This is a genomic window from Vibrio sp. 1069 (genome assembly GCF_033340555.1).
In genome coordinates this window covers 1-15,469 of record NZ_JAWOWP010000016.1, presented here as the reverse complement: position 1 = coordinate 15,469, position 15,469 = coordinate 1, and the positions used below count along the sequence as shown (strand labels likewise).

Sequence of the window (15,469 nt, the reverse complement as noted above, 5' to 3'; positions counted from 1 at the left end):
AGCGTTCTGATGAAAAAAATTTATGGTTTCTTTTTATTGTTTATAGCAACTTTTTACGCTTCGACCGCTGCTGCGGAGCCAAGTGTTTCGGTAGTATTTGTGCTGGATGAATCGGGGAGTGTCTCTTATTCAAACTTTAATCTTGAGACTCAGGGTTTTCAGCAGGCTCTCAATTCTTTATCTCTGGACGGGTCGATTGAAGTATCTGTTGTAGGCTTTTCTTCATCTGTAAGTACAATTGTTGATAAGTCGGTGTTGAATGCCTCTAGTTTGTCGACGATTGATTCTGCGTTGGCGAACAACCCTAAAAACAGTGGCGGCACCAATATGAGTTCTGCCATATCAACGAGTACTAGTATTCTAATGGGCAGTTCGGCTCCAACCAAAGTTATTTGTCTGGCAACCGATGGTTCACCAAATAGTCAGTATAGTACAACTACTGCAGCTGAGACTGCTAAGGCAAGCGGCATTACGCTGACTCCTGTTGGTATTGGCTTATACTCTTCAGGGGAAACATTCCTTAATACCATTGCGTCAAACCCTCCAATACCGAATCCAGATGATTTCGAAGAATTTGCGACGGTTGTAACTAATGTATGTGTTGGTGTTACCACCAGTGCGCTGAACATAGACATTTCTCCTGATACTGTGAACTTTGGTGTTTCATCCGGCGCAGACACATGCAGCTTTGAAGAGACAGTGACAGTTCAGAACCTGAGTACTCAATCTGCCAAAATCACAAGTATTTCAATCGAAGGTGAAGATGCAACTTCATTTAGCATTAGCTCTGCATTTGGTCAGGATTTCCAATCTCTTAGTTTTCCGATTACTTTATCCGGTCAATATGTCGATTCAATAGATATTCAGCTTAACCCTACTTCCGTTCCTGACGATGATAATTATGATGCATCTGTAGTGATAACAGCGGAAGATAGTGATGGTGCTAGTGGAAGTTTCTCTGCCTTTTTGAGTGCGCCAAGTGGAGATGAGTGCCTTACTACCTCGGTGATCGATGGAGGTTCCGTGATAGGCTATATCGATAGTGCGGGAGCAACATACGATATGGAAATGGACTCAGTGGTTACTGAATCGGACATCTCAAGTGTGATTCAATCCGGAGCTGCGCAAAGAACAGGTCTGGTTGCGGATGGCAATGCCCGGCTACTGATCTCCGCCAATACCTCTGTTACCAATGGCACAATGCGATTTGAACTGGATTCTTCAGCGAATACTGAATCAGTGCTGGGTACTTTAGATCATACTACCAATGATGCAGGCAGCACTTTTGTTGACGTTACCCTAGAAAACGGCCAGGCGACTGCGGTTTTGCGTGCGGGTGAACGATTCCTGGGGCTTAGTGGTGAAAAAAGTGTTAGCTATAACGTTAATATCTGTTTGTTAGATGACAGCAATAATTGTACGTCTGTTTCAACATCAGAGGTTATTCAGGAAAGGCGTGCGCCAGTGGTACTTATACATGGGTTGTGGGCAGATAATGGTTCATGGGTAAATAAAAATATATTCTCTGAAGACACGGGCATGAAGCCTGAACTTGAGGCTGCGAATTTCAGGGTTGAGATGTTTGAATATACTAACAATCAGGGGCCAAGTATCACTATGCAGTCCAATGAATTTGGATTGTTCTATAAGATTTATCAACAGTGTCGGAGTCAGAATGAAGAGGGTTTTGCCTGTACTCGCAATGATATTATTGGTCACAGCATGGGCGGCTTGGTTGCAAGAAAGTACATTAAGGATAATCAGTATCATCAGCACAGGTCTAATTATAAGCAGGGCTCAGTAAGGCGTTTGGTTACATTGGGTACGCCACATTATGGCAGTGGGTTTGCTAACTTGTTAACTAAGCAGGATAGTCAGATTAGTAATTGTATAGAAGACGAAGATGCAGTTGATAACCTTGTCGGGATACTTGGGGCTGTAGGAAATGCATATGGTCCAGCACTAAATGATTTGTCCATAAGTAGCACTTTCCTAACTAACCTTAACGCTACTACTCAAGAGGTAAGCACATTTGGAGTGATTGGAGATACCGGTACTAACCTTGCGTCGTTTGATTATGCTACAACACGTACAGGGTGTGAGCATTCCGAACTATTCTCAAATAATAACTCAGATAGTGTAGTTTCTGTTGCTAGCGCACAGGGAAATATGAATGTGGATAATACGTCAACAATAGATGGTGCTCCGCATGTTGGGATGGGAACAAATAGTGACATTATCGAGAGAGCTATAGAGTTACTAAGTGGTCCCTTGAATGAATTCTCACCTTCCGCAAAAGTTACCCATGAAAGTGTGGATGATGTTTTAACCGCTAATATTGGGGGTACAACTAATACTCCACACAAAAAAGAAATGTCATTTGGTGCTAAGTTCGGTTCCATACTGCTAAGTTTGATTGGAATTAATACTGCTTACGCAGATGAAATGCCATCAGTCGATTTGACTGTAAGCAGTAATGAGGTTTCACCTTCGGACAGAATCACCTTTACGGCAACAGTAACCGGATCGGATGTTAACACTATTATTCTTACTGATGGTGGCCAGTATTCAGAAAATGATGATAGTGCCCCCTATCAATGGGAAATAGACGTTGCAGCAGAAGCTAGCGGTACCAGTACTTTTAAAGTTGTAGCTATTATCGATGACCAGGTTGTTGAGTCAGCACTCCAAACAGTAACCGTCAAGCCCGATCTGACTTCATTGCAGTCAATTACCTTTGAACCAGGTAATACTCTATACCTATTCCCAGGTTCCGACTATCAATTAAGTGTTGTCGGTCTGTTCAGTGATGGGTTAAAACGTAACCTGACTCAGAGCGCTATGGATACAGTGTATAGTGAGAATATTGTCGACGGGGTCAATATTACCGAGGGGGACTCACCAGTAATTGAGGTGTCAGTTGACGGGTTAGTTAAAGCAACAGGTATAGGCAGCGCAGAAGTTAAAGCCAGTAATAATGGTGTAACGGCTGTTCAGCGTGTATCTGTTATCGCTTTTGCTGCTGATGATGCCGATGGTGACGGACTGACCGATGCCCAGGAAGAGGCTCTAAATACAAACCCATTAAGTATTGACTCTGATGGGAATGGTGTGAGTGATAAAATAGAGGTAGGTGACGTTGATGACCCTATGGATAGTGATGGTGATGGAACTATTGATGCATTGGAGAGCGACACCCGGGTTGTAGAAGATAAAAATGGTAATCATGTTTCAATTCAAACCTCTGCGGGAACATTAGTCAGCAGTTATTCACTACCTCTGTCAGATGTGCCAGGGCGAGGGGATGATCTTAGCACGATCGACATGGAACGAGGCTTAATAGGGTTTACGGTTGAGGACCTAAATGAAGGGGACTCTATTACAGTTACCCTGACATTTGATAGTTTGCCTGCTGGTACAGACAGTTATCTGAAGTATGGGCCAAAGCTACCTGATAGTAATACTCTGGAATGGTATAAGTTTTCGGATTTCGAGATAAGTGGAAATGTCATTACTCTTCAATTGACTGATAATGAACTAGGGGACTCGAATACTTTACCTGGAGTAATCAGTGATCCGGGAGGCCCAGGCAATGACCCTGCGATTGTTTTGGTTCATTCCAATGACGACAATGCTACTACTAATGAAGATACACCAGTTACTATAGATGTTTTGGCTAACGATACAGGTGAAGATCAGCCGTTAACGGTGTCAAGCTATACTCAGCCTGAGCATGGGGCAGTCTCTGTGATTGGCGGAGCGCTGATGTATACCCCAGAAGATAATTATTTTGGTGCTGATAGCTTCACATATGTTGCTTCGGTTGGTGCAAATGTATCTGAGAGCGCGACTGTTAATATTGATGTTCTATCAGTAAATGATGCTCCTCAGGTTACGGTAAGTGGTCCAGTTAAAGGTACAGGTAGAGAAACGCTTACATTGACTGCTCAAGTATCAGATGTTGATTCTTCTAACTTTACCTATCAGTGGGTTGAAATTGGTAGTAGTCTTCTTGATTTATCGGGGGCAGTGTCTGGGGTGTTGAATCTCACTCTCCCAGATGTTTCTGAAACTACACAAATTCAAATAAAAGTAGTGGTCAATGATGGGGCGGGGATTACGGAGGAAGCTATGGCTCTTACTCTTGAGCCTGCAAGTTCATCTGATGTAAGTAATGATGACAGTAGTAGTGGTGGTGGTGTAGGATGGCTTGGCCTACTCTTATTACCTCTTGCTATTATTAGAAGACGTAAGTGAGTTATTTATGACTTAACTTTGAGAAATAATTCTTGCGCTCTTATCGTGATATTAACCAAAGGTCTGCTTATATAGCAGGCCTTTTCTTCTTAGTGTTTTCAATCATCGTACCGTAAACGGTCATCCTAGACCGTCATTTACCCTACCTATCCAGATCAGATACCATCGGGTTGGCCCCGAACTCCCCCTCTGGCAGGATAGTTGTCACTGTTAAAATTTAACCAGTTTAGGGCGGTAAGAGTGAATTGTGTGTAAGCGCATCATAAACCCCGCATTCTAATCGTCTAGCCCGAATAATAAGATCAAACCTCCGACCCAAAGGAGATTTGAAATGGCCAAACGACGCACTAACCAAGAATGGCGAACCCTGTTCGAACGCTATGAATCCAGCCAGCTATCACAACGATTATTCTGTGAGCGTAACGGACTGAGCCTCTCCGCTTTTTACGCTAAGCGCCAACAGTTAAAGCACATCGAAAAACCGAACACGGTTGGCTTTGTTAAAGCAGAAGTCGTTGAAAAGACCACAAAAACTCTTCGCCTCCCATTCTGAAAGCGAAATCACCAGAACGTCGACTAAACACATGTTTTAACACACAATGTCAGGAACCTAAGCTATGCACTAACACTGCAGACCATTTGGCATACCTGAGCTAATCTATGAATCGCTAAGTTAGTAAAATAGCTAAAACACTTTTGTCCAAAATGTATGGTACGCCCCGCTTTGCAAGTAAAAATTCAAAATAACGGAGTTGGTTTGCGCTAATGTATTCGGAGTCTAATTGAGACTTTTTGCTTTAGCCCCAGCTCCACGATGAGATCCGCGCCAGATTGTCCTCAAAAATGTGAAAGCACTCTAGTTGCTGTTCTGGACAACAGGTTTTCAATCTGGTGGTCTAACCGTTTTGTCATCTTTCATTTTCATATGCAAACTTGATTTATGTTCTGATCTCGAAAGTTTTATGAGTTGCCATGACTGACCAAGCGATTCTGGCTAGCTTATTCGCAAAGCAACCAAAGCTACATTGAAAGGCTTCCGACGCTTCAAGTCTAGTAACCATGTACCAAAATATTTCTCCGCAGTTGCATCTCGCCACAGCACTGATCTAGCTGCGTGAACAAACAGTTCGCGAAGCTCTTTGTTACCCCGCTTCGATATACCAAGAAGCCTCGATTTTCCACCTGTTGAGTATTGGAATGGAACCAATCCTATCCAAGCAGCAAAGTTACGACCGTTAGAAAAATCTTTTGGATTGGATACTGCTGACAGACAACAGGCAGCAGTCATTGGCCCGATACCAGGAATAGATTGCAGCAAAGTAAACAGCTCATTGTCATCATTAAGCGTTTCAATCTTCTTATCTTGTTCTTTAATCTTCTCATTGAGGAGATTGTAATGATCTAATTGTTCTCGTAACTCAAAAACAAGTAGTGGAGGAACTGATTGCTCAGTGTCAGTAAGCCACTGAAAAAGCCGTTTCATATTTGCATGACCACGAGGGAAACTAAAGCCAAACTCGACAAGAATTGAAGAAATTCGGTTCATCACAGCCGTCCTTTCCCTAATGTAGCCAGTTCGAATTCGACGAATCACACTTCCTAATTGCGCTTGCTCAGATTTAGGCGTTACAAACCTCATTTTAGGTCTTGTCGCAGCTTCGGCTATAGCGTCAGCGTCAATGAAGTCATTCTTGTGGCTTTTAACATACGGCTTAACGTATTGAGGTGGAATGAGCTTAACCTCATGGCCAAATTCCTGGCAGCGTCTAGCTAGCCAGTTTGCACTACAACAAGCTTCCATTGCTATGGTTACAGGTTCATGTACAGAGATAAATTGAATTAGTTTTGCCCTAGAAAACTTATGTCGATATAGCTCTTGACCAGAATGGTCGTGACCTACCAAGTGAAAGGTAGATTTACCAAGATCGATACCGATTGTTTTGATAGCTGACATGATGGCACCTCCCGAAGTTCAGCGACTATGCTGAGTGTAGTTTAGGTGTGGGGCGTACCATCTAATTAACGTGTTACAAAGAGTGGTCTAGTGTGTGCACCATTTTAAATCTGTGCTCGACGCATGCTAAAAAGATCCAATTAAATCCTATTTCGTGGTCCTTGATATCCCAAGAAATCCTCTTAAATACAAGTAATTACAATTACTTAAGAGGAATTCAAAATCCGTTGCCTTCGGGCGTGGCGGTTCAAGTCCGCCCACCGGTACCATACATAGAAAGGTCGCTTTTATAGCGGCCTTTCGTCGTTTTAGGTGTTCGTAAATATCAAAAGAAAGTTAGCGTTGCCTTCGCGGTGGCGGCAGGAATGCCAGTCCAATCAACTCCGTCCACCGGTACCATATTTTAAGACAGAGCCTCGATGAAAGTCGGGGCTTTGTTGTATCTGGATCTTCAAAACAAAAAAGCGCGAGGGGTATGCCTCGCGCAAACTACTACATGGTGATAGTAAGAACAGCCTATAGAGCTGTGAACAAGGTATTCTGAGTGTTCGGAGTCCAGTCTGCTTGGGACACGTGCGGTACATCAACTAGATAACGCAAACCTTGATAAGTCACTACATCGCCTTGTTTATAGGAAACATTCTGAGTCCAGTTAGTGGCTGGGTCCGCATTTGTCCAAAGGCTAGAGGTTGGAGACGGTGCCCAATCTTGTTGCGCAGTATGGTTTGTTACAGCCTGGTATACAGTACCTAGGTGTAAGACGTAATCGCCAGCGTCGTAGTTATGACCAACTTGCCAGTTCGGTGTGTAGTTATCCATTGTGTCGAAGTCATAACCCGCTTGTTTTGCTAACTGTATAAACTTAGCGAGCTTAGGTAGGTTTTGCGTTGCACCCATGCCACGCTTACCATCTTCAAATAGGAACTCGTGAGTTAATACGATAACTTTATCGGCGTGTAAAGGTGTACCACATGGGAACTCTTGAGCTTTGGAGTTGATCGGGTTAATCGTTGTTGGTGCACAAGTGTTTAACGCGGAATCCACATATCCAAGAAATGCTTCTGCTTCTGTAAGGCTGTTTGCTGGCATTTCAATGCCCCAATTTTCGGGTGCCCAGTCCACATCCCAACCGTGAGTTTGATAGCCGTTATTCGCTAGGATATTTTGAACCTCGATAGCTGCTTTTACACTGTTGGATGGGTTGGATGTATCGCATACATATCCTGGTTCCCAAGGTTTAAGGTTATCAGACGTGGCACATAACCCATCTGCTTTGAAGTCTTTCGTCACGCGCCAACCGTTGGTGTAGGGCAGTCTAGCAAACTCTGTTGCCTTGTAGTTCGGGTAGCTTGTAATGTTCGGCAAATACTTTGCTAACACAGATAAGTTTTCCGTAAACATTGAGGCATCGTAAACAGGGTCTTGATACGAGTTAAGCTGGTGGTCCCCGGTCGCATTACACTCCGCAGCACTGTTCGGTCCAAATTCATCCACGCAGTTGTGCACCATGTGATCGTAACTGTGGTTCGCAACAATATGACCAGTGTCTAATGCGAGCTTTAAGGCTTCTAGGGAACGGTCTTCATTCTCATCACCAATTCCATCTAAATGCCAAGCATTAAAGTAAAACGTCGCTTTGATATCTTCCTGGTTAAGTACTTGAATAACGTCAATAGATGCATTGATTGGTCCATCATCAAACGTTAGATAAATGGTGCCTTTAGAGTCGGTTTGAGCAAATGAATGTTGTGATAGTGCGGCACTTACAAGCGTTGCAATAGCCAATTTATTAAATTTCATTCTCTATTCCTTTTAAGAAATTAATAACGACGTTGTCAGTAGTAAAATATTGATAATTTGAAAATTAATGTGATGTCTTAAATTATTTTATGACTTTTATCCTAGACCTAAATAATTACAAAAAAATAGGTGGTATTTTCTAAATTGGGATTGTGTTCACGAATAATGCAACCGGTTGCGCTTTTTTGTCTTGGTTATTTTTGCTACAGTTTTTACAGGTTGAAATTTACACAACGGGAGTAAGGCTATGAAAAAGATCCTTTTATGCTGTAGCGCAGGGATGTCAACCAGTATGCTTGTTAAGAAAATGGAGCAAGCTGCTGAAAATAAAGGAATTGAATGCAAAATTGATGCGATGTCAGTGAATGCATTTGAAGATGCAATTAAAGAGTACGATGTTTGTCTTCTCGGGCCTCAAGTACGTTTTCAGCTAGAAGAGCTAAGAAAAACGGCGCAAGAGCATGGTAAAAACATTGATGCTATTTCTCCTCAGCATTATGGAATGATGAAGGGAGAAGAAGTACTAGAGCAAGCATTAGAATTAATTAACTAAACTATAGTTTTAAATTAAAAAGATAACTGTACATCAAATATAAATATTTGATGCGGGATTCTTTTGCCTAAAATAAGGATGGATTCTATGAAGCTTTATGACGCAATTATAGGCGCAGTCGAAAAGCATATAGCCCCTATAGCAGCTAAAGTGGGGAATCAGCCCCATGTTCGCGCAATGAGAGACGGTTTTATTGTCGCAATGCCGTTTATTATTGTCGGTAGTTTCATTTTGATTTTTGCATTCCCCCCATTTGCCGAAGATACAACCTTTACTTTTGGTCGAATTTGGCTCGATTTCGCCACTACACATTTTGATACCATAATGATGCCCTACAACATGTCGATGGGGATCATGACCATTTTTGTTTCGCTGGGCGTTGCTTATAGTTTAGCGAAGGCTTACAAGATGGATGGGATCACGAGTGCTGTATTGTCACTAATGTCTTTTTTACTCATTGCGGCCCCAGCTAAAGATGGCGCGTTGTCTATGTCTCACATGGGCGGAACCGGGATCTTCACCGCAGTGATGTGTGCATTTTTCTCGGTGGAGCTCTACCGTTTTATGAAAAAGCACAATATTACGATTCGCATGCCAGAGCAGGTGCCACCGGCGATTGCGCGATCATTTGAAGTATTGCTACCAGTCTTAGCGATATTCATTACCTTATATCCACTTAGCCTTTTCGTACAAACCCAGTACGACATGCTGATTCCAGATGCTGTTATGGCTATCTTTAAACCGCTAATCAGTGCGTCTAACTCATTGCCTGCCATTATTGGCGCTTTATTGCTTTGCCAGCTACTTTGGTTTGCGGGTATTCATGGTGCTGCAATTGTTGTTGGACTGCTTTCTCCAATCTTTTTGACCAACATTGGTGCCAACATTGAAGCCTTTGTTGCAGGTGAACCGATTCCAAACGTATTTACTCAACCGTTCTGGGATTTTTACATCTTTATTGGCGGCTCTGGTGCAACACTTGCTCTTGTTATGCTGATGTCGTTTAGCCGTTCTGTTCACCTTAAGAGCATTGGTCGAATGAGTGCGGTGCCTGGCTTTTTCCAAATCAACGAACCTGTGATCTTCGGTAGCCCAGTTGTGATGAACCCGACCTTGTTTATCCCGTTCGTCTTCGCTCCAGTCATCAACGCTACGATTGCGTATTTTGCTGTGCATGTCGGCTTTGTGGGTATGGGTGTCGCTACAACACCTTGGACAACACCGGCACTGATAGGTGCTTCGTGGGGTAGCGGTTGGACCTTTGCGCCAGTATTGCTCGTCATTGGTTTATTGATTCTTGATCTAATCATCTACTTCCCATTCTTCAAAATGTTTGAGAAGCAAATGTTGGAGCAAGAACTACCAACGACGAAGGAAACTAAAGGTGACACGCAGCCGTCAGGCGAAGGCGTTACTGCTTAACTGTGCTTAATGGGCCGCAATTACCGCGGCCCGATTTTCGGAGAGAAAATGATGGAACAAGAATTGGTTGTAATGGAGATCATTTGCAATGCTGGTGAAGCCAGAAGTTTAAGCTACGAGGCATTGCGTTTATCTCGAGAACAAGATTTTGAAGCGGCTGATGAGAAGCTCTCTCAAGCAAGAGAGTGCATTAATAAAGCCCACTTAATACAGACTCAGCTTATTGAAGAAGATCAGGGAGAAGGGAAAGTCCCGATGACGTTAGTGATGGTGCATGCTCAAGATCACCTAATGACTACGATTTTGGCTCAAGAGATGGCTGTAGAAATCGTCGCACTGAACAAAAAAATCTCGAACAAATAAAGGGGGATGAAAATGTCTAGAGAGGCGATCAAACTTGCCATTATTGGCGGTGGTAGTAGCTATACCCCGGAATTGGTTGAAGGGGTTATTAAGCGCTTAGAATATTTACCCGTTAAGAAGATTCATTTTGTGGACATTGAGTCAGGAGCTGAGAAGCTTGAGATCATCAAAGGATTGGCTCAGCGAATGGTCGATAAAGCCGGAGCAAAAATTGAGATAAAAGCCGGTTTCGATCGCCGTGCTGCGATAAAAGATGCGGATTTTGTGATGACGCAGTTTCGTGTTGGTGGCCTTGCTGCACGCGCTAACGATGAGCGAATCCCAATCAAGTACGACGTCATCGGCCAAGAAACAACGGGCCCTGGTGGTTTTGCTAAAGCACTGCGAACCATTCCGGTCATTCTTGATATCTGTAAAGACATTGAAGAGTTGGCTCCAAACGCATGGATGCTCAATTTCACCAACCCAGCGGGTTTAGTTTCCGAAGCGGTCAGTAAGTACACCAAAGTAAAGAGTATTGGTTTATGCAATGTGCCCGTTTCAATGGAAATGATGATTGCAGAAATGATGGAGTGCGAGCCAAAAGAGCTGCAACTTGAGTTTGCTGGGTTAAACCATCTCGTGTGGGTACACAAAGCATGGCTCAATGGGGAAGATATTACTCAAACGGTATTAGAGAAAGTCGGTGATGGTGCCAACTTCAGTATGAAGAATATCTGGGAAGAGCCGTGGGATCCGGCATTTCTAAAAGCACTGGGGGCGATACCATGTCCTTATCATCGTTACTTCTACCAAACTGATGCCATGCTTGCTGAAGAGAAACAAAGTGCCGATGAAAAAGGCACTCGTGCTGAGCAGGTAATGGAAACAGAAAATGCGCTATTTAAGCTCTATCAAGATCCTACCCTCGATCATAAGCCGAAAGAGTTAGAGGAGCGGGGTGGTGCTTATTATTCTGATGCATCACTGAACCTAGTTGATTCAATTTATAACAATCGTAATAGTATTCATGTTGTTAACGTTTTAAATAATGGAGCGATCAACGGCCTACCTGACGATGCTGTGATTGAATGTAGTGCCGTGATTGGTAGCTGGGGGGCGAAACCTCTTGCGGTTGGCGAGTTGTCAAACAATATCAAAGGATTACTCCATCAAGTTAAAGCGTATGAGCAGCTAACAATAGAAGCTGCTGTCGAAGGTAATTATGACAAGGCGCTTATGGCATTAACCAATAACCCATTGGTGCCTGACATTGGCCGCGCCAAGTCAATCCTGGATGATATCCTAGCGGTGAACGCTCCGTATTTACCTCAATTTAAACTAACGACGTTGTAAGACTAAGGAAGGGCGCCGATGAAAGTCATTTTTAATGCTGATGATTTTGGTTTAACGAGAGGTGTAAATAGCGGCATCGTTAAAGCTCATCAGCAAGGTGTGGTTCATTCAACCACCATGATGGTGGGTATGGATGCTGAGCAACATGCCTTAGAACTAGCTCGCCATAATCCAGACTTGAAAATTGGCGTTCATCTTAGGTTTACAGCAGGTGTGCCTATAACGAAGCATCCTAACTTGACCAACGGCCGAGCGCACTTTATCAACTATGACGAACTTTGGAGTAAGCAGGACTTCGAAACTCAGGTCATTTATGATGAAGCAAAAGCTCAGGTGGAACATTTTTTATCGCTTGGGTTAGAGCTAAGCCACTTAGATAGCCATCATCACGCGCATACTCACCCTCAAATTTTGCCCGTTATTAAAGAAGTAGCGAATGAATACAGAGTGCCACTGCGGGGCACTAGCTTGTGTCAAGAATCGATGACAATCAGGTATATCTTTACTGATGAGTTTTATGATCAAAAAGTGAGCTTGGATGGCTTAATGGCACATCTATTGAGCTTAAAAGCTGACTATGACTTGGTTGAGGTGATGTGCCACCCGGCAGAGGCCGATCAGGCGCTTATCTTAAAGAGTGGCTATGCGCTTCAGCGAGAGCTAGAGTTACAAGTTCTTACCTCTCCCATTTTAAAAGAACAGTTAGCTCATCATGGCATAACTGTCACGGATTACTCTGAGCTTGTTTCTACCAATCAAATGGTCAGTGTATGATTAAAGGCTGCCAGCTTCGCCCCCTATAGCACCTTACGAATTGCTGGCAGCCGTTCTATACAAACGAATATTTAATAACAATTGCAGTTGGACCCAATAGCATTATGGCAAGGATTAAAGATGTAGCCGAACTCGCCGGTGTAAATCGCTCTACCGTTTCTCGAATCATTAATGGGGAAGGGAAATTTCGTGAGGAAACTCGAAAAAAAGTAGAGCAGGCTATGGCGCAATTGAATTATCGTCCTAGTGCAATTGCTCGTTCACTCGCAACCTCATCCAGTAATATGGTTGGGTTATTGGTGACTTACTATACGGGGGGCTTCTTTGGCGAGATGATGGAGCAGGTTCAGACCGAGCTGGATATTCATAAGAAGTTTTTGATTACAGCTCAAGGCCATCATTCTGCACAAGGTGAAAAAGAGGCAATTCAGCGTTTTAATGATTTACGTTGTGACGGCTATGTACTTCATAGTCGTTATTTGTCAGATGATGACTTACGTGAATTAGCTAAACAGCCAACACCTTTCGTTCTTCTGGATCGCTACGTGGAAGGAATAGAAGAGCGTTGTGTTACCTTTAACCATCATCATGCAAGCCGTATTGCCGTTGAGCACCTTTTAGCTGGTGGTCATCGAAAGATTGCTTGTATTGCCGGTCCATCCCAACGTCATAACAGTGTATTGAGAAAGCTTGGGTATATTGATGCAATGAAGGATGCTGGTATAGATATTGATGAAAGCTGGTGTGAAGAAGGGAATTATGGTCGGCAAAGTGGTTATGATGCAATGGCTGCAATTTTACAACGACACCCTGATGTGACGGCTGTCTTTTCGTGCAGTGAAGAAATGACGGTTGGCGCAATGCAGTACTTACACGAGCACAGTATTTCTGTACCAGAGCAAATCTCATTAACTAGCTTTGACAGTGTTGATCTTTGTGAAAGTCTTTACCCTACAGTATCAGCAGTGCACTTTCCTATCAGTGACATGGCCCGTGTAGCGGTACAAACGTTAATGGGGCTAGTCAAAGATCAAGAAGTAATAGACAAGCCAGTGTTCGAGGCCAAGCTTAAAATACGCAAAGCAGATCGCTCCTTAAAGTAGCTTACTTCTATCTAATTAAGTGAGTCGCTTAGAAATAACGGTTTGATGTTTTGATAGTTACTGATGAATTTATTCACAAAATTTACTAGTATTCTAACTCTCTTAAGAAATATAAATCAGTAGTGAATAAGTGGCAGCCATTAAACTAACGGTCGATCGTATTCAACCCGGATTACATATCCGTCTTCCGCTAAAGTGGAACGATCACCCCTTTCTACTCAATAGCTTTAAGATTAAAGACCAAGAGCAAGTCGAGATGATCCGCCACCTCGGCGTAAAGTTCGTTTACTTTAATCCAGAGCAAAGCGATGCCGTTCCACTCCCTGTTGATCAAAGACAAGCTGACAGAGTAACAAATGAAGCGTCGTTAGATCATGAAACTCAAAAAATGTGGCAAGAAAAACAGAACCGCATAGAAAAGTTAAGTGCATACCGTCGACGCGTGATTCAGTGTGAAAAAGAGTTTGAGCGCTCTCTGGCACGTATGCGTTCAGTCATGACTAAAATCCGTAACCGTCCGACAGCAGCAGTTGATGAAGCAAAGCTTCTTATTGAAGATATCGTCGAGAAGTTAATGTGCGATGATAATGTTACGTTACATCTGATGAACGGAAAAAATGAGTTTGAAGATATTTATTTCCACTCATTGAACGTGGCTGTTATCTCGATGATGATTGGCCGTGCTAAAGGGTACTCAGCAGCACAGTTGAAAGAGCTTTCCTTCTCCGCACTATTCCATGATATCGGGAAAATAAAAATCCCGACTGCAATATTAAGAAAGCAACTACCTCTAACAGAGCCAGAAACCAACTACTTAAAGTTGCACACTAAATATGGCGTCGATCTTGCGAGTCAAATCGAGGCTTTTCCCGAAGTCGCGAGAATTGTGATCGCGCAGCACCATGAGCTAAGAGATGGGTCTGGTTATCCTAAAGGCCTGAAAGGAGATGAGATCAACGAGTTTGCTCAAATTATTGCTGTAGCCAATGCGTTTGATAACTTGTGTCATACACCGATAGTCTCAGATCAAAAGATTCCTTATACCGCACTCTCTCATTTATATAAGAACTGTAAACACCTATATAAAGAAGAGAACCTGAACATCCTAATTAAGTTTATGGGCGTGTTTCCTCCGGGTACCGTAGTTCAGCTTTCTAATAATATGGTCGGCCTGGTTATCTCAGTGAATGCATCGCATTTATTATTCCCGAATGTCTTGGTTTACGATCCAACAGTACCAAGGACGCAAGCGCCAATCATTGATCTTGCCTCAAAAGATATAAAGATAGTTAACGCGATTCATCCGTCAAAATTACCGGATAAAGTAAAAGAGTATCTAAATCCGCGTTCGCGTATTTCTTATTTCTTTGATAGTGATGAGTAGTTATCCACAGCTTTTTGTGGGTAAATTGTATAAATCCTGAGTGTTATTTCTGGGTAATTTTAGGGTTGGATGGAAAGTATCCATTTGGCATGTTTTTTTAGAAAAAATGCATTTTTAGTATTGCCAAAGAAAATCTTCTCCCTATAATGCGCATCCATCGACACGGCAGACGCCACAAGGCTTTAGCAGGGTCGAAGAGGTAAAAAGCTTCTACAAAAAATTAGTTTAAAAAAGTGTTTGACACTAACGACTAAATCGCTAGAATGCACCTCCGCTTTGAGAGAAAAACTTCTCGCAAAGCAAGCTCTTTAACAATATAGACCTATCAATCTGTGTGGGCGCTCGTTGATGATGATCCAATTCGATACTTCGGTATCAAATTAGGTTTCAATGAAACGAAGTGACCATTGAATCGAAAGATTCAGCACAGTCAATTCAAACATTACTTTATGTAATGTTCAGTATTCATTGAGCCGAACAAAATCTTAAATTGAAGAGTTTGATCATGGCTCAGATTGAACGCT

The 15,469-nt window shown here is 42.8% G+C and carries 9 protein-coding genes and 2 pseudogenes; 9 read left to right on the top strand and 2 right to left on the bottom strand.

From position 1 onward, the window contains the following. The first annotated feature begins 9 nt into the window (after positions 1–9). Positions 10–4,257 carry a choice-of-anchor U domain-containing protein gene (locus R7040_RS19610; RefSeq protein WP_262647467.1) on the top strand — a complete coding sequence of 1,416 codons (4,248 nt, stop codon included), beginning with the start codon at positions 10–12 and terminating at the stop codon, positions 4,255–4,257. A gap of 331 nt (positions 4,258–4,588) precedes the next feature. Then, positions 4,589–4,789 (top strand): annotated as a pseudogene (gene tnpA / locus R7040_RS19605) (IS66 family insertion sequence element accessory protein TnpA); the annotation flags it as partial. A gap of 406 nt (positions 4,790–5,195) precedes the next feature. Here the strand turns inward: tnpA and R7040_RS19600 are convergent. Then, positions 5,196–6,211: pseudogene (locus tag R7040_RS19600) on the bottom strand (IS110 family transposase). Between the two features lie 516 nt (positions 6,212–6,727). Then, positions 6,728–8,011 (bottom strand): carbohydrate-binding protein, encoded by a 1,284-nt coding sequence (locus R7040_RS19595; protein ID WP_154205015.1) that lies wholly within the window; start codon positions 8,009–8,011, stop codon positions 6,728–6,730. A gap of 247 nt (positions 8,012–8,258) precedes the next feature. On the opposite strand from R7040_RS19595, the gene R7040_RS19590 reads away from it, so the two are divergent. The 7 genes from R7040_RS19590 to R7040_RS19560 all read left to right on the top strand — a co-directional run bounded on the left by R7040_RS19590 (position 8,259) and on the right by R7040_RS19560 (position 14,945). Continuing rightward, positions 8,259–8,564 carry a PTS sugar transporter subunit IIB gene (locus tag R7040_RS19590; RefSeq protein ID WP_025767645.1) on the top strand — a complete coding sequence of 102 codons (306 nt, stop codon included), beginning with the start codon at positions 8,259–8,261 and terminating at the stop codon, positions 8,562–8,564. 87 nt (positions 8,565–8,651) lie between these two features. Continuing rightward, a complete protein-coding gene (locus R7040_RS19585) occupies positions 8,652–9,986 on the top strand; it encodes a PTS sugar transporter subunit IIC (protein WP_005381064.1) in 1,335 nt (444 codons plus the stop codon). Between the two features lie 51 nt (positions 9,987–10,037). Further along, complete coding sequence (locus tag R7040_RS19580) at positions 10,038–10,349, top strand: PTS lactose/cellobiose transporter subunit IIA (protein WP_031777269.1); 312 nt, start codon at positions 10,038–10,040, stop codon at positions 10,347–10,349. A 12-nt stretch (positions 10,350–10,361) separates the two neighbouring features. Then, positions 10,362–11,684, top strand: a complete 1,323-nt coding sequence (locus tag R7040_RS19575; RefSeq protein WP_005381048.1) for a 6-phospho-beta-glucosidase — start codon at positions 10,362–10,364, stop codon at positions 11,682–11,684. 18 nt (positions 11,685–11,702) lie between these two features. After that, the gene (chbG, locus tag R7040_RS19570; protein ID WP_213896571.1) at positions 11,703–12,458 is read left to right on the top strand and encodes a chitin disaccharide deacetylase; all 756 of its coding nucleotides are present in this window, start codon (positions 11,703–11,705) and stop codon (positions 12,456–12,458) included. A 104-nt stretch (positions 12,459–12,562) separates the two neighbouring features. Beyond that, positions 12,563–13,561 carry a LacI family DNA-binding transcriptional regulator gene (locus tag R7040_RS19565; RefSeq protein ID WP_005381031.1) on the top strand — a complete coding sequence of 333 codons (999 nt, stop codon included), beginning with the start codon at positions 12,563–12,565 and terminating at the stop codon, positions 13,559–13,561. 130 nt (positions 13,562–13,691) lie between these two features. Further along, a complete protein-coding gene (locus R7040_RS19560; protein ID WP_213967888.1) occupies positions 13,692–14,945 on the top strand; it encodes an HD-GYP domain-containing protein in 1,254 nt (417 codons plus the stop codon). Positions 14,946–15,469 lie beyond the last annotated feature (524 nt).